Source organism: Qipengyuania gelatinilytica (assembly GCF_019711315.1).
Taxonomy (GTDB): domain Bacteria; phylum Pseudomonadota; class Alphaproteobacteria; order Sphingomonadales; family Sphingomonadaceae; genus Qipengyuania; species Qipengyuania gelatinilytica.
This window is the reverse complement of sequence record NZ_CP081294.1, coordinates 82,842-98,222: the sequence shown is the minus strand read 5'-3', so window position 1 is coordinate 98,222 and position 15,381 is coordinate 82,842. Positions and strand designations below refer to the sequence as shown.

The 15,381-nt window shown below is 62.8% G+C and carries 14 protein-coding genes; 5 read left to right on the top strand and 9 right to left on the bottom strand.

Annotated features, from left to right (window positions below; genetic code table 11):
* Nucleotides 1–42 precede the first annotated feature (42 nt).
* Genes K3136_RS00535 through K3136_RS00520 form a run of 4 tightly spaced genes read left to right on the top strand, consistent with a single transcriptional unit; the run spans nt 43 to nt 5,180 of the window.
* Nucleotides 43–861, top strand: a complete 819-nt coding sequence (locus K3136_RS00535) for an alpha/beta fold hydrolase (protein WP_221432161.1) — start codon at nt 43–45, stop codon at nt 859–861.
* 18 nt (nt 862–879) lie between these two features.
* Nucleotides 880–2,361 carry an MFS transporter gene (locus K3136_RS00530; protein WP_221430992.1) on the top strand — a complete coding sequence of 494 codons (1,482 nt, stop codon included), beginning with the start codon at nt 880–882 and terminating at the stop codon, nt 2,359–2,361.
* A 60-nt stretch (nt 2,362–2,421) separates the two neighbouring features.
* The gene (locus K3136_RS00525) at nt 2,422–4,173 is read left to right on the top strand and encodes an N-acyl-D-amino-acid deacylase family protein (RefSeq protein ID WP_221430991.1); all 1,752 of its coding nucleotides are present in this window, start codon (nt 2,422–2,424) and stop codon (nt 4,171–4,173) included.
* A complete protein-coding gene (locus K3136_RS00520; RefSeq protein WP_221430990.1) occupies nt 4,170–5,180 on the top strand; it encodes a zinc-dependent alcohol dehydrogenase family protein in 1,011 nt (336 codons plus the stop codon). Before K3136_RS00525 ends, K3136_RS00520 begins: the two co-directional genes overlap by 4 nt.
* On the opposite strand, the gene K3136_RS00515 is transcribed toward K3136_RS00520, so the two are convergent.
* From K3136_RS00515 to K3136_RS00485, 7 genes are all read right to left on the bottom strand, one after another.
* Nucleotides 5,177–6,268, bottom strand: coding sequence for a DUF2855 family protein (locus K3136_RS00515; RefSeq protein WP_221430989.1), 1,092 nt, complete (start codon nt 6,266–6,268; stop codon nt 5,177–5,179). The genes K3136_RS00520 and K3136_RS00515 overlap by 4 nt on opposite strands.
* Before the next feature lie 66 nt (nt 6,269–6,334).
* Nucleotides 6,335–6,742: a hypothetical protein gene (locus tag K3136_RS00510; protein ID WP_221430988.1), complete on the bottom strand. Its 408-nt coding sequence runs from the start codon at nt 6,740–6,742 to the stop codon at nt 6,335–6,337.
* 5 nt (nt 6,743–6,747) lie between these two features.
* On the bottom strand, nt 6,748–7,872 hold the full coding sequence (dnaN, locus tag K3136_RS00505; RefSeq protein ID WP_221430987.1) for a DNA polymerase III subunit beta: 1,125 nt from the start codon (nt 7,870–7,872) through the stop codon (nt 6,748–6,750).
* Between the two features lie 157 nt (nt 7,873–8,029).
* A complete protein-coding gene (locus K3136_RS00500; protein ID WP_221430986.1) occupies nt 8,030–8,554 on the bottom strand; it encodes a hypothetical protein in 525 nt (174 codons plus the stop codon).
* A 9-nt stretch (nt 8,555–8,563) separates the two neighbouring features.
* Nucleotides 8,564–9,316, bottom strand: a complete 753-nt coding sequence (fabG, locus tag K3136_RS00495; RefSeq protein WP_221430985.1) for a 3-oxoacyl-[acyl-carrier-protein] reductase — start codon at nt 9,314–9,316, stop codon at nt 8,564–8,566.
* Nucleotides 9,316–10,254 carry an ACP S-malonyltransferase gene (fabD, locus tag K3136_RS00490; RefSeq protein ID WP_221430984.1) on the bottom strand — a complete coding sequence of 313 codons (939 nt, stop codon included), beginning with the start codon at nt 10,252–10,254 and terminating at the stop codon, nt 9,316–9,318. The genes fabG and fabD overlap by 1 nt, the downstream gene beginning before the upstream one ends.
* Before the next feature lie 40 nt (nt 10,255–10,294).
* Nucleotides 10,295–11,131: an LD-carboxypeptidase gene (locus tag K3136_RS00485; RefSeq protein WP_247711381.1), complete on the bottom strand. Its 837-nt coding sequence runs from the start codon at nt 11,129–11,131 to the stop codon at nt 10,295–10,297.
* 42 nt (nt 11,132–11,173) lie between these two features.
* Here K3136_RS00485 and K3136_RS00480 point away from each other — a divergent pair, with 42 nt between their 5' ends.
* A complete protein-coding gene (locus tag K3136_RS00480) occupies nt 11,174–12,601 on the top strand; it encodes a glutamate ligase domain-containing protein (RefSeq protein WP_221430983.1) in 1,428 nt (475 codons plus the stop codon).
* On the opposite strand, the gene K3136_RS00475 is transcribed toward K3136_RS00480, so the two are convergent.
* The gene (locus K3136_RS00475) at nt 12,593–14,263 is read right to left on the bottom strand and encodes a sensor domain-containing diguanylate cyclase (RefSeq protein ID WP_221430982.1); all 1,671 of its coding nucleotides are present in this window, start codon (nt 14,261–14,263) and stop codon (nt 12,593–12,595) included. The genes K3136_RS00480 and K3136_RS00475 overlap by 9 nt on opposite strands.
* 121 nt (nt 14,264–14,384) lie before the next feature.
* Nucleotides 14,385–15,329: a DUF808 domain-containing protein gene (locus tag K3136_RS00470; RefSeq protein WP_221430981.1), complete on the bottom strand. Its 945-nt coding sequence runs from the start codon at nt 15,327–15,329 to the stop codon at nt 14,385–14,387.
* Nucleotides 15,330–15,381: the final 52 nt, after the last annotated feature.

Sequence of the window (15,381 nt, the reverse complement as noted above, 5' to 3'; positions counted from 1 at the left end):
GTGAATGCAAAAACGAAGAACGACATGACCGCCACGGTCGAGATGATGGACGTCGGCGGCCGGACACTGCGGGTGGCCCACTGGCGGCTCGACGAACCGAGCGACCATCCGCCGCTCCTGTTCTTCAACGGCATCGGCGCGAATATCGAAGCGGTGGCTCCGCTTGCGGAAATGCTCACCGAACGCGCTTTCGTCATGTTCGATATGCCGGGCACCGGTGAAAGCCCTGATCCGACGATCCCCTACAACCCCTTCACCATGACCTGGACGGCGACGCAGATCCTCGATCGCCTCGGGCTGGAAGAGGTCGATGTGATGGGCGTGAGCTGGGGCGGCGCGATGGCGCAGCATTATGCACTGCAGTATCCGGGCCGCACCCGCCGCCTGGTGCTTGTCGCCACTACGGCGGGCATGCTGATGGTGCCGGGCAATCCGGCCGCGCTCACCAAGATGGCGAACCCGCGCCGCTACATCGACCCCAAGTTCATGAACGAGCACTTCCAGACGCTTTATGGCGGCGTCGACAAGGATGGGGCGAGCCACCAGAAGGACAGCCACATCGGCCGCCTCAAGCCGCCCTCCCCGCGCGGATATTTCTACCAGCTGATCGCCATGCTCGGCTGGACCAGCCTTCCCGCCCTGCCTTTCATGAGCAAGGAAGTGCTGATCATGATGGGCGACGACGATCAGATCGTCCCGCTCATCAACGGCAAGATCCTCAACACCGCCATCCGCAATTCGCGCCTCGAGGTGATCGAGGGCGGCGGTCACCTGTTCCTGCTGACCCACGCAGACGAAAGTGTCGCTGCGCTGCGCGAATTCCTCGACGCACCGGATGGCGAGGACCGTGCAGCAGCCTGATCACGGGATAAGCGGCTGATGGAAAGCGCCGCACCCGACCCGCTCGTCCGTCCGCTGGCGGCGAGACCGGCTCACGGGGATGGCGGCGCGCTGGGAAAAACGGGATTTGCATGGGCGGTCTTCGAATGGGCCCGCAATCCCTATTACATCCTGATCGTCATCTACATTTTCGCCCCCTATTTCGCGCGCGACATCATCGGTGCGGACCTTCTTGCCAGCGGTGAGCTTGACGGGTTGGAACCCGATGCAGCGCTGGCCGCGGCCAATGCGCAGGGTCAGGCGACCATAGCCTCGGTAACGAAGTGGGCAGGTTTCATTGCCGCGCTTACTGCCCCATTCCTCGGGGCTGCACTGGACCGCGGCGGACGGCTGAAACCCATCCTTGCCGTGTTCCTCGCTGCGATCGTGATCTGCTCGGGCATGCTTTGGTTTGCCATGCCCGGCGGCGAGGGTCTTTCCGTACCGGCGATCATGGCGCTGCTCGTCATCGCTTACGTCGGCTATACCTATTCCGAGGTCACTCACAACGCGATGCTCAGCGTTGCAGGCAAACCCAGCCGGCTCGCGATGATCTCGGGGCTTGGACTGGGGTTGGGCAATCTGGCCGCCTCGCTGATATTCGTCGCAATCGCCATCCTCTTCGTCCTACCCGCCCTCATCGGCTGGCCCTTTGCGCAACCACAGTTCGGGGTGGACCTTGCCAGGTTCGAGCACGCCCGCCTGGCCGGCCCTGTTTGCGCGGTCTGGCTGGCGGGCTTCTCGATTCCCTTTTTCCTCAACGCGAAGGACCCCGGAACGCCCGGGGCCAGCTGGATCAGGGCCTTCCGGGAGGGCGCGCGGAGCGTGTTCCAGACCATCCGTGCGGCGAGCCAATACCGCGAGCTCATGAAATTCCTGGTCGCCCGCATGTTCTATGCCGACGGGATGGCGGCTCTTCTCGCGCTGGGCGCGGTCTATGTCGCGCTGTTCCTCGGCTGGAACTTCCTCGAGATGCTCTGCTACGCAATCTTTGCCAGTGTCTGCGCCTTTGCCGGCGGGATTTTCGGGGGCTGGCTCGAAGGCAAGGTGGGCGTCAAGCGTGCCCTCGCACTCGAGATCTTCGCGATGGTCGTCGTCGGCCTGCTCCAGCTATCCATCACCCGCGACAGCCTGCTCCTGGGCTTGATCCCGAACTACCAGGTCTGGGACGGGCTCGTGTTCAAGACCCTTTCCGACCTCACCTACCTTGCCCTCATCAGTGTGATCGCAGTCACCGCGACGGCCAGCATTTCGTCGAGCCGGACAATGCTCGTCACCCTTGCCCCGCCAGGCCGTAGCGGGGAGTTTTTTGGCCTTTACGCCATCGCCGGGACGATAACGGTGTGGATGGGGCCGCTACTCGTCGAGCAGTTCACTCTGTGGTCGGGGAACCAGCGTATCGGCATGCTTTCGATCAATCTCCTCTTTCTCATCGGCCTCGCCATCCTGCTGACCGTCCGGATGACGCAACGCTCCGACTAGTCCGCGCTGGACTCATAGGTTGCAATGTGGAACCTTCTCCTTCGAGAGAGGAGCCACATCATGCCAGCATTCGACCTTATCATCCGGGGCGGTACCATCGTCGACGGAACCGGGGAGCCGCGTTTCACCGGGGACATCGCGGTGAAAGACGGACTTGTCGCACAGGTCGGCAACGTCTCGGGCGATGCGGCTGAGGAGATCGACGCGAGCGGCCTGCTGGTAACGCCCGGCTTCGTCGATATCCACACGCATTACGACGGGCAGGCAACCTGGGACCAAGAGATGGCTCCGAGCAGCTGGCACGGCGTGACCACGGTCGTCATGGGCAATTGCGGCGTGGGCTTTGCCCCTGCCAGGCCCGACAAGCACGAATGGCTGATCGGCCTGATGGAAGGCGTCGAGGATATTCCCGGCACCGCGCTTGCCGAAGGCATGAGCTGGGACTGGGAGACCTTCCCCGAATATCTCGACGCGCTCGAAAAGCTGCCGCGCACAGTCGACGTCGGAACGCACGTCCCGCATGGTTCCGTCCGCGCGTATGTGCTCGGCGACCGTGAACGCCCCGGCGCCGTGCCGACCGACGAGGACATCAGGCAGATGTCGGCAATCGTCGAGGAAGGCGTACGCGCCGGCGCGCTTGGCTTCTCGACCTCGCGCACGGTCCTCCACCGCGATGTCGACGGCGAAGTGGTGCCGGGGACCACGGCAACCAAGGAAGAGCTCATCGAGATCGGCCGTGCCATGGGCCGCGCGGGCCACGGCGTGTTCGAGATGGCCAGCGACATGAAGCGCGAATGGGACGAGTTCGGCTGGATGGGCGCGCTGAGCCGCGAAACCGGCCTGCCCTGCACTTATGCCGCGTTGCAATCGATCGCCAAGGAAATGCCGCTCGACGAGCAGATCTCCTCCATGCGGGCGGAAAACGACAACGGCGCGAACATCGTCGCCCAGATCGCGCTGCGCGGAAATGGCATCGTCATGGCCTGGCAAGGCACTGTGCATCCCTTCCGCCTCAAGCCGAGCTGGAAGGAGATCGAGGACCTGCCGTGGGAACAGCAGAAAGCGAAGCTGTTCGATCCCGAATTCAAGGCGAAGATGCTCGCCGAGCAGCATGACTTCTCCGAGGTCAATCAGGACATTATCGGCCTGATCATGGTGGTCTGCGGCGGCTGGAACATGCAGTTCGAGATGGACCCGGATTTCAACTACGAACCGACAGCTGCGGAAAGCATCCTCGAACGCGCAAAGGCCGCAGGCGTATCGGGCGACGAATACGCCTACGACCTGCTCTGCAGCGACGATGGCAAGGGGTTCATCTACCTGCCGATCCTCAACTACGCCGACGGCAATCTCGATTTCCTCAAGGATCTCCAGCAGTCGGATGATACGGTAAACTCGCTGTCCGACGGCGGCGCGCATTGCGGTACGATCTGCGACGCGGCCTCGCCCACATTCATGCTCCAGCACTGGGTGCGCGACCGTTCGCGTGGCACGATCAGCCTCGAAAATGCCATCAAGCGCCAATGCGCCGATACCGCGCGCCTCTACGGTCTCGAGGATCGCGGCGTGCTTGCGCCGGGTTATCTGGCCGACATCAACATCATCGATATGGAACGCCTCAAGCTCGGCAAGCCCTGGCTCGCCTTCGACCTACCGGCGGGCGGCAAGCGCTTGCTGCAGAAGGCAGAGGGATATGTCGCAACCATCAAAAACGGCGCGGTCACCTTCCGCGAGGGAGAATGGACGGGTGAGACGCCCGGCGGGCTGATCCGCGGGCCGCAGCGTGCCGAGCTTGCGGAGGCGGCCGAATGAAGGCGATCCGCACCGGCGCGACGCCTTCCACCCTCGACGCCCTGGCCTATGTCGATGTCGACGATGCCGCCGCTCCCGCAGCGGGAGAGATCACGGTAGATATCAAGGCCAGTTCGCTGAATTATCACGACTATGCGGTCGTGAAAGGCATGATCCCTACCGCAGAGGGGCGCATTCCCATGTCCGATGGCGCGGGCGTCGTGACCGCCGTCGGCGACGGGGTGACTGAGTTTGCAGTCGGCGATCATGTCGTCAGCACCTTCTTTCCCGACTGGCTCGACGGCCAGCCTCCGCAGTCCGCCTTCACGCGTGTACCGGGCGACGGGATCGATGGTTACGCGCGTGAAGCGATCACCGCTCCGACGCACTGGTTCACCCGCGCACCTGCCGGTTTCAGCCATGCCGAGGCCGCCACGCTGACCTGCGCCGGCCTGACCGCGTGGCGGGCGCTCTTTGTCGACTACACGCTGAAGCCCGGCGACACGGTGCTCGTGCAGGGCACCGGAGGCGTTTCGATCTTCGCGCTGCAACTCGCCAAGGCAGCAGGTGCGACGGTAATCGCCACCAGCTCGTCCGACGAGAAGCTGGAGCGTGTGAAGGCGCTCGGTGCCGATCACCTGATCAATTACAAGAAAGTCGAAGCCTGGGGGCCGAAGGCTCTCGAAATTACCGGCGGCCGCGGGGTCGATTGTGTGGTTGAGATCGGCGGGGCCGGAACGCTCGACCAGTCCATGCTGGCAACCCGCGTCGGCGGCCATGTTGCCCTGATCGGCGTGCTTGCCGGGTTTGCAGGACCCGTGCAGACCGCGCTCCTGTTCTCGAAGAACCTTACGGTCCAGGGCCTCACGGTCGGAAGCCGGAAGATGCAGCAGGACATGATCGCAGCGATCGAGGCAAACGGTATTCGTCCAGAGATCAGCGATACCTTCGCGCTCGAGAACCTGGCCGATGCCTTCCGCCACCAGGAAAGCGGCGGTCATTTCGGCAAGATCGCTATCGAAATCTAGGGCTCGATCGAGGGTTCGATCACGATCCCCTTGGCGGGATCGATCTTGCCGCCGAGCATTTCCACGAAGACGGAACGTGCCGCTTCGAGGCCGCTGTGGCGCTCGATTTCGATCGAACCGCCTGCATCCTCGAGGAAGCCGTGCCAGCTCTCGGCGACCATTGCGCCCGCCTTCTCAGGCCCCTGCTCCTTGAACAGAGCCACCGCGTGATCGGGCGCGAAGAACAGCGTGGGCGTCGGTCCGGGAAGGTCGCGGCCCGCACCCAGCCCTGCGCCGCGCTCCTCGATATGCGTCGCGCCGACGAGGCAGGAATATTTCAGATTGTCGCCAAGGTGATGGTGCAGCTGGCCCAGCAGCTTGGCATTGCCCGCGAAATCCACCGTAACGCTGCGCTCGCCCGCGATGTCGCCCACAGCGTCATAGGCAAGCACCTCGTCATAGAGGCCGCTGTCTTTCACGAACTGGACATTGCCGGCCGAAGTCAGGCCGATGCGCTTCACTTGCGGCGAGCGGCGCTTGGCGACGCTGGCGAGACCCATGGCGGTCTTGGACGATGCGCTGGTGAGGATCACCTGCCCTGCCCCGAACCAGTCCTCGCTGCGCATGAAGTACTCGATCAGGAAGCCCGTCTTGAACAGCGGGCCGAAGATCATCCGCTCGCCCTCGCGTGCGGGATCATGTTCGGGATCGGCGGCCAGGCGCGAATACTGGTTGTAGATCGGGCTCATCGGCTGGCGATGTTCCGCCATGTCGACAAAGCCGCCCTTGCTGACCTTGCCCGGAAGCACATCGAGATGGCTCGCCATGGGGAGATAGCCGTAGACGCGCTCACCAAGCGCAAATTCAGGGTGGTTGCTTTCGACCACTTTCGCGTGCCCCCACATCGGGACGATGCCCTTGCCCTCGGGCGCGGGGAAGAAATTCCAGTAGCCAAAGCCGTCACCGACGACAGCATAGGTCACATTATTGGCGGTGACCGAAAAGCTTTCGATGGCGAGACGCACCGCACCGTCGGCGAGTACACCCTCGTCAACCTCGACCAGTTCGGCATTGGTCAGCTTCGCTTTTTCGACATGAACCTGCTGCATCGCGTCTCTCCTCTTGGAAGGGACACTAAGTGCGCAAGCCAGCGAAAGCGAGGGCCAAATTCAGGCTTACCGTCCGGTCTTGGCCCGGCGCTTCTCGATCTGGGTGATGGCGTCCCCAGCCTCAATGAGGCGCTGACCCATGCTTTCCATTCGCGCAGCGCAAGGCATCCGGAGACGCTCGATATCGCTCTCTACGAAGGTTTCGAAGCGTTCCACCATGGCCCCTTCGATATCCGAGCCACCAGCGCCCTCGTAGCGACCGATGAAGTAGATCATGCCGACCATCACGCCGGTCTTTTCCTGTTCGGAAGCCTGCGCATCTTCCATCGTGCCAAGGACATAGGAGAGGAAGATCGCGCAATCGAGATCGTCCTGCATCGTCGGCCCGGCAGGAGCCGGCGCAGTTTCCTGCGCCTGCATCGGAGTGCCCGCCAGCATGATGCCGGTAGCTGCTGCGAGTATCGCCTTCTTCATTGCAATCAGACGCGCATCGGCATCAGGACGTAGAGCGCCGGGCTGTCGTCATTCTTACGGATCAGCGTCGGTGCACCTGCGTCGGCGAGATGGATTTCGACCTCGTCGGCATCGATCTGGCTGAGGATGTCCTTGAGGTAGCCGGCGTTGAAGCCGATCTCGAAGCCGTCCGAGCCGTATTCGGCGGCCAGTTCTTCCGATGCAGTGCCGTTGTCGGGCGAGGTCACGGTCAGCGTGACCTTGTCCTTGTCGAGGCCCATCTTGACCGCACGGGTCTTTTCGGTGGCGATGGTCGCCACGCGGTCGACACCCGCGAAGAAGCTCTTCGGGTCGATCTTGAGCAGCTTGTCATTGCCAGTGGGAATGACGCGCGAGTAATCTGGGAAGGTACCGTCGATCAGCTTGCTGGTGAGCACCACGCCACCTTCGCCGCCAAGCGTGAAGCGGATCTTGCTGGCCGACAGGTCGATCTGGACGTCGCCGTCCATCTTCTCGTCGAGCAGCTTGCGCAGTTCGGCAACGGCTTTGCGCGGGACGATCACGTCGGGCATGCCCTCGGCGCCTTCGGGACGCGCAAGCGTGAAGCGTGCGAGGCGATGTCCGTCCGTAGCGGCAGCCTTCAGCACGGGCTGGTCTTCATCCGAAACGTGCAAGAAGATGCCGTTGAGGTAATAGCGGGTTTCCTCGGTCGAGATCGCGAACCGCGTACGGTCGATCATCTCGGCGAGTGTCTTTGCCGGAAGCGAGAAGCTGGTCGGAAGGTCGCCTTCCACGATTACCGGGAAATCGTCGCGCGGCAGCGTGGGCAGCTTGAAGCGGCTGCGGCCGGCTTTTACGTCCATGCGGTTTTCGGCGGTTTCGAGGCTGACCTGGCTGCCTTCCGGCAGCTTGCGGGCGATGTCGAACAGAAGGTGCGCGGAAACGGTAATCGATCCCTCGCTCTCGACGCTGGCGGCAGCCATGTGCTCGACCACCTGCAGGTCGAGATCGGTCGCCATCACACGCAGCCCGTCACCTTCGGCCTCGATCAAGACGTTCGAGAGGATGGGAATGGTGTTGCGGCGTTCGACCACCGACTGAACATGAGAGAGACAGCGCAGCAGCGTCGCGCGTTCGATTGTGGCCTTCATGGTCCTTCTTTCGTCCCTTTTGGGCGTTGTGAAGGCCGGAATCGCCCCACAAGCGCCGGAATACGGATAACGACCTTAGCTATGCTGTGATGACGGGCAAGGTTCACCCGCCAAAGCGCGGATTTCCCTTGGGGATAACCATCACTTTTGCAAAAGTTCAGGGCTCGGAGCGAAGCCTCTCGACGGCCATCACGGCGGAGGAATGGATTGCGAGCAGCTCGGCCGCGACTTCTTCGGCTTCTGCGCTGAGTTTACCCTGCCGGAATTCACTCAGGTAGAGATCCATGAGCGCTTCCGAGCGGGCTTCACCTTCGACCCCGCTCCGTTCCAGCTCGAGGACTCCTTCAACGAACTCATCGCTCACACCGCTGGTCTTCAGCCTGAGCCGGCTGGAGCGGGCTATGAGGGAGTGCAGCACCAGTTCGCGGTAATGCATATCCTGATCTTCGCTGAGTTCCAGACCAGCCGAGCACTGCGAATAGTGTTCCGAGAAGAGGTCGCTGGCATCACCTTCCTTCGTCCCCTTCCCCATCTCGGCGAGAAACGCATCCAGCATCTTCTCGCCAGCTTCTGCGCCCTCAGGGGTCTCGATGCAGATTTCCTCAATCGGCACGTCTTGCGCCTGTGCGGGCACTGCCAGCGCCATCAACGGCGCCATCGAGGCGAGGAGTTTGCGTCCCATGATCTGGGCTTACCCCTGCATCGCCATGCCGCCATTCACGTGGATCGTCTGCCCCGTGACGTAAGCGGCCTCGTCGCTGGCGAGATAGGCAACGGCAGCGCCGATCTCGTCGCCCTCGCCCATGCGGCCCATCGGGATGCGGCTGTTGATCGCGGCCTTCTGGTCGTCGTTCAGCGCATCGGTCATCGCGGTGCGGATGAAGCCCGGAGCGACGCAGTTTACGGTGATATTGCGGCTGGCGAGTTCCTGCGCGAGGCTCTTCGACATGCCGGTGAGGCCTGCCTTGGCCGCAACATAGTTCATCTGGCCCGGATTGCCGGTGTGGCCGACGACGCTGGTGATCGAGATGATGCGGCCACCCTTGGCCTTCATCATCGGGCGCGCGCTGGCGCGCATGAGGCGGAAGCTGGCCTCGAGGTTGATGCGGATCACCTCGTCCCATTCCTCGTCCTTCATGCGCATCGCGAGATTGTCACGCGTGATCCCTGCGTTGTTGACGAGGATGTTCATGCTGCCGAGCGTGTCGACGGTGGCCGGGATCAGTTCCTCGACCTGCGTCGTATCGGACAGGTTGCAGGTGATCTCGACATGGTCGCCGCCGGTGTCCGCATTCAGCTGTTCGCGGAAGGCACGCAGCTTGTCGCCATTGGAACCCGAAAGCGCCAGGCGCGCACCCTGGCGCGCCAGCGCATAGGCGATCGAACTGCCGATACCGCCGCTGGCGCCGGTTACGAGAGCGGTTTTACCTTCGAGGCTGAACATTATCCGTTTTCCTTCGCAAAAGTTTCAAGGTCTTCCATCGTGACGAGGCTGACCGTGGCAGCGTCCTTGTCGATCCGGCCGACCATGGGGCCGAGCACCTTGCCGCCGAGTTCGACGAAGCGTTCGACGCCGGCTTCGCGCATGGCGAGCACGCTTTCGCGCCAGCGTACGCGACCGGTGACCTGGTCGACGAGCAGGGCCTGCTCATCGGCCGGATCGATCACGCGGGCTGCAGTCACATTGGCGAAGAGCGGTACGGTGAACGCACCGGGCGACGTCTCGTCGAGCGCGATCTTCATGCGCTGGGCCGCAGGCTCCATGAGCGAGCAATGGAAGGGCGCGGAAACGGGCAGCTTGATGCCGCGCTTGATACCGTGTTCCTTGGCCAGCTCGATGGCGCGGTCGATCGCTTCTGCGTGACCCGAGATGACGACCTGTGTCGGGTCGTTGTCGTTCGCCACTTCGCACACCTGGCCCTCGGCGGCTGCTTCTGCGAGCGCCGTTGCCTTCTCGATATCGGCACCGAGCAGCGCGGCCATGGCGCCGACACCGATGGGAACGGCGTCCTGCATCGCGATACCGCGCAGGCGCAGCAGCTTGGCGGTTTCGGCAAGACCGAAAGCACCAGCGGCACACAGCGCGCTATATTCGCCGAGCGAGTGGCCCGCGACACAATCGGCCTTGTCGGCCAGTGCGATGCCGAATTCCTTCTCCAGCACGCGCAGGGTGGCGATCGAATTCGCCATGATTGCAGGCTGGGCGTTGGAGGTCAGCGTGAGTTCGCTTTCCGGGCCGTCCTTCATCACCGAGGACAGCTTCTGCTTCAGCGCCTCGTCGACTTCCTCGAAGACCTCGCGTGCGTGGACGCTGGCTTCGGCGAGCTCGACGCCCATGCCGACTTTCTGGCTGCCCTGGCCGGGGAAGATGAATGCAGTCATGTAACTCTCCTTGTCGGCAGCGCGCTTAGGCGCGAGCAGCTCAAGCCTCAAGACCGAAGGGCACGATCCTGTTGGCAGAGCTATGTCCGATGGCGGCGCGGCCGAGGTAGGTAATGCCGCTCTTCTCGCACCAATATTGCACGATCTGTTCGGCGTCGGCCCCGAAGGGTCGGTCGTTTTCCGGCACTGCGGTCACCTCGCCCAGCCGGATGCCGGCGACATCGTGCAAATGCTCCACGAGGTGGAACATTAGCCGGTCGATGGCATATTCGTATTCGCCGACTTCCTCGATCAGGAGCTCGTGACCGTCGAGCGCGGGCATTAGCCGCGTGCCGACCAGCATGGCGAGCGTATAGAGATTGAATGCGGCCGCCGGCCTGCCCGTCAGCCCCTGCTCCAGCCCTTCTGCATCGCCGCCCATCCAGCCAAGAACGCGGCGGACCGCCTCGTCTCCGCCATCGCGCTTGATATCGACCGGCATGGGCGCGTGGACGGGATGGCCGATACGGGCGCGGTAGAGACCGCCGAGAAGCGTGCCGCAATCGGAATATCCAAGATAGGTTTTCCGGCCCGCCTCGGCCGACGCCTTGCCAAGGAAATCGGTTGCGATCCGATTGGAGCCATAGCCACCCTTGGCAAACCACACGGCATCGAATTCCGGCGCATTGGCGCATTCGAGCAGGGCATCGAGCCGCACCTTGTCCGACCCGGCAAAGTGCCCCTCCTCCACGAAGCATTGGTCGTGGAAATACAGCTCGATTTCGGGAAAATCTTTCGCAGCGAGAGCTGTGACGGCCTCTGCATATTCGCGCTTGAGCGGCGTGGCAGGTGCGCAAACGGCTACTTTTCGGATGGGTCGGTGCACGCGTGGGATCATGCCCGCTTGTCATCGCGCTTACAACTGCATAGCGAGGCCGCAATGACCGACTTCCCCAGCCCCGATGAACTTTTCACCCGCCCGTTCTTCTTCGTCGGCATCGGCGGGTCCGGAATGCTGCCCCTCGCACAGATCCTGAAAGGACGCGGGGCGACCGTTGCAGGTTCGGATCGAAGCTTCGACCAGGGCCGCACGCCGGAGAAATTCGCAGCGCTCGAGAAGCAAGGCTTCGAGCTTCATCCGCAGGACGGCAGCGGCATCATTTCGGGCGACCAGATCGTGGTCGCCTCGGCCGCGATCGAGGACACCGTGCCGGAAATCGGCAAGGCGAACGATCTTGGATGCCTGCGCCTGACGCGTGCCGAACTGAACTCCATCCTGTTCAACACCAGCGGTGCCGGGATCGCGGTGGCCGGGACCAGCGGCAAGTCGACCGTGACCGGAATGCTCGGCTGGATCATGGAAGCCACCGGACGCGCCCCGACCATCATGAACGGCGCGGTGATGAAGAACTTCGTCTCGCCCGAGCGTCCCTTTGCCAGCGCGGTGGTCGGCGGGCAGAGCCTCTATGTCAGCGAGGTCGACGAAAGCGACGGTTCGATTGCGCTGTATCGCCCGGCGGTGGGCGTGCTGCTCAACGTCAGCCTCGACCACAAGAGCATGGAAGAGCTGCGCCAGCTGTTCGGCGACTATCTCTCGCGCAGCCGGATCTCGGTCATCAATGCCGACGACGCCGAAGCGCTTGCCCTCCTGCCCCAAGCGAAGGAAACGATCACCTTCGGTGTCGAGCAGGAAAAGGCGCAGATCGGCATCATGCCCGGCAGTATCGCGGAAGGGCCGGTGCGCCAGGCTGCGATGGTCGTCGACCGGCATGACGCAAGCCAGCACGCCCTGCGCCTCAATATGCCCGGGCGGCACAATCTCTCGAATGCGCTCGCCGCCATTGCGGGTGCGGCTGCGGCAGGCGTGCCCGTATCGGCGTCGGTGGAAGCGCTGGCCTCTTTCGAGGGGCTCGCACGCCGCTTCGATATCGTGGGCACAAACCACGCCGCCATAACCGTCATCGACGACTTCGGACACAATCCGGAGAAATGCGGTGCGACCCTGCGCACATTGCGCTCCCATCCCGGCCGCGTGCTCGCCTTCTTCCAGCCGCACGGTTACGGTCCCCTTCGCCAGATGGGTACCGAGCTGGCAGAGGTATTTGCCAGCGAACTCGCCGAAGAAGACATCGTGCTGATGTGCGATCCGGTCTATTTCGGAGGCACCGTCGATCGCAGCGAAGGCAGCGAACGGATCGTGCGCCTGATCGAAGATGCCGGGCAGGCCGCGGAATACATCCCGGAGCGCAAGTCGATCGAGGACCGGCTCGTCAACCTGGCCCGCCCCGGTGATAGGATCGTCATCATGGGCGCTCGCGACGATACGCTGTCCGAATTCGCGCGCAGGCTGTTCTCGCGACTAGCCTGAGATGACCACGCGGTTACGACCCGACTGCTTGGCGCGGTAGAGAGCCTTGTCGGCCTCCTCGTAGACGCGGGCCAGCGAACGGCCGCGCCCCAGCGTTCCACCGATGCTGATCGTCACGTTCGGCAAGTCGCCTTCGCGGCGCCTCTTGACGCCATCGACCTTGCGGCGGACCGCTTCGGCAGTATCGCGCAGCGTCTGCTGGTCCCAGCAATCGAACACGACCGCGAATTCCTCGCCGCCGAGGCGGTATATCCGCGCCGACTTGTCATCGCTGAAGGCCCTCCTGAATGTACCCGCGGTATCGGCGAGGACCGCGTCACCCACCGCATGGCCCATCGCATCGTTGATGGCCTTGAAGTGGTCGATATCGGCCATGATCAGTGCCTGGCCGTCTTCGATCCGTTCGAGCGCATCGAAGGCGCGGCGGTTGGCAACACCGGTCAGGGCGTCGCTATGCGCCATGCGCTGCATCTTGAGGGCATTGATCCTTGCACGGTCACGCTCGACACGCAGGACCATGAAGCGGTCGCCCACCGCCGCGGAGGTTCCGAGGACCAGCAGCACCATCGCCAAGAAGAGCAGGTCGTCGATGGGAAATTCCTTCGAAACGAAGGTGAACTCCATCAGCAGGCGGATTACCCCGCCGACCAGGATCGGGAAGAATGCCGCCAGCAGGTAGATCGCGACGCGGCTGCCCCGCTTGAAGGCGCAGAAGATCGCCGCGATGAGAGCAATCGAAACCGGCAGGATGCTGAACAGGTAGAGATTGTAATCGTTCATGCGCCAGATTTCGAGATCCAGCATCATGGCAAAGCGGATCACCAGCATGAACGTGACGAGCGCAATGAGCACCTTCCGTATGCCCGCGGCCACGAAGCCCTCTTCGGTAATATCGAGCGCGAACATCACCGCACAGGCGGTCGCGAAGGCAAGCGTCAGCGTGTTGAGCTGGTAACGCGCATCGAGCGGGAAATCGGGGAAGGAGGCAAACACCAGTCCGGAGTTGAAATAGACGAAGCCTAGCAGTCCGAAGGTAAGTCCCATGTGCCACAGGATGAAACGCGATCGCAGCATGCGCAGGAAAAGCAGGTCGAATATCAGCGGAGCGATCAGCAAGCCGCAAACCAGTGCGTAGACGAGCGATCTCGAGTAATGTTGCTTCATCGCCTCGACCACCGCGACGAGGCGGACATCACGAGCGGTTGCATAGGTCCGCGGTCGTTCGATGACCGCGTCGATGGCGACCAGTTCAGCGTCCACTTCGGGCACCGGCACGCTGAACCGCGTACGCACGAACCAGTTTCGGGCCGCCATCTGGGGATCGACATCGACCAGTCGCTGTTCGCCATTGTCGTAGGTGAAGAGCAACAGCATGCTGTCGAAACTCGAGGGGTCGGTCTGCCAGAACAGCGCGCCCTCGCCCGAAGGGACCAGTCCGACGACATCGGCATGGGTACGCAGGAACGGGCTTCGATTGGCAAATCTTGTTGTGCTGCAATCGAGAGCGTGGGCGGGCAGGTCGAACGCTTCGCTGGCGCTAACCGCGCCGCCGACACACAGCAGGTCTCCGAGATGGTAATCGCGCGCAGAGGCGGGAGTGGCGATGCCGCACAACACGACAGCCAGCATGCCCCACAGCCATGCGAACGCTCTTTGGCCCACGTCTCCCCCTGGTGACAGCCATTGCTATTGCTGCAACGGCTTATCCGCGCAAGCGACATGGCAAACCAGCACGCAAGAGCCAGTGGTCCCGTTTCGGGACGAGAAGCCGAAAGTGCGGAACCTAGTGGGCTTCGCGGTCCTCGGGCATGAACTTGTGGATCACCACCGCAAGGATCGCGCCCAGCACGAGGCCGATGATTGCCGAAATGGCCGCATAGGTGACCCAACCGAGCAAGCCCGAAAGCGCACCGGTTGCCGATTTCACCGCATATTCGGCGCCATGCGCGATATCATAGAGCAGGTCGAAGCCCAGCTCGTGCGTGCCGTGGACGATGATCCCGCCGCCGACCCATAGCATCGCGATCGTACCGATGAACGACAAGGCCACCAGCAAGAGCGGGACCGATTTAAGCAGGAAGCGCCCGATCGATTTCGCGAAGGCGGAGTTCTTCTCGACCATGTGGTAACCGATATCATCCAGCTTCACGATGACCGCGACCGCGCCGTAAACGAACAGCGTGACTGCAAGGCCGACGATGGCAAGCACGCCCGCCCGCACGATAAAGCTCTCGTCCGCGACTTCGCTGAGGGTGATCGCCATGATTTCGGCCGAAAGGATCAGGTCGGTACGGATTGCGCCGGACACGCGCTGCTCTTCGAACTTGACCGGATCGACGATCTCGTCCTCCAGCGTCTTGCCGTGCTTCTTGCCGCCGAGCTTCTCCATCACCTTTTCGGCGCCTTCATATGACAGGTAGGCACCGCCCATCATGAGGATGAAGATGATCGCCTGCGGCAGGAACCAGCTCAGCAGAAGGGCGCCGGGCAGCAGGATGAGGAACTTGTTCTTCAGGCTGCCGACGGTGATCTTGCCGATGATCGGCAGTTCGCGACTGGGATCGAGCCCAGTGACATAGCTCGGCGTCACGGCCGCATCGTCAATGACAACGCCGGCCGTCTTGCTTCCGGCCCTGCTGGCAGCAACGGTGATGTCATCGACCGATGAAGCGGCGGTCCGCGCAATCACCGATACGTCGTCGAGAAGGGCTACAAGTCCGCCGGGCATTCGCTACTCCCAAAAATGAGCGCGCTATCTGACCCTTACGCAGACCTATGGC